The organism is Lacinutrix sp. MEBiC02404 (assembly GCF_053601575.1).
Map to the genome: position 1 here is coordinate 1 of NZ_JBSHNV010000205.1, position 418 is coordinate 418.

Here is a 418-nt window from a genome sequence, read left to right on the forward strand (position 1 = left end):
TCCTGCTGGTACTCCTTCTATAGTATAGGTTCCGTCTGTTGCTGTTGTTGCTGTTGGCTCTCCTGCGTCTAATACGCCATCGCCATCTAAATCAGCAAATACAGTTACTGGTGTAGTGAACCCGGTTTCTGTTCCGTTTTGTGTTCCATCACCATCTTCATCGTTATATACTGTTCCGGTTACCGTTCCTGCTGTAGTATAACCATCTGTTCCTGCTGCAACTGTTCCACTTACTGGTACCGTTACCTCTGTTGGTTCTGTTCCTTCTGTTAATGTTACACCTGTTGGTAAAGTAGTTGTATCTACTACGATATCTACTGTTCCTGCTGGTACGCCTTCTATTGTATATGTTCCATCCGCCGCTGTAGTTGCTGTTGGCTCGCCTGCGTCTAATACGCCATCGCCATCTAAATCTGCA

At 45.7% G+C, this 418-nt stretch carries 1 protein-coding gene; it reads right to left on the reverse strand.

Annotated features, from left to right (window positions below):
• A partial coding sequence (locus ACVCXO_RS12210; RefSeq protein ID WP_452229871.1) for a hypothetical protein occupies positions 1 to 418 on the reverse strand: 418 nt, incomplete at both ends.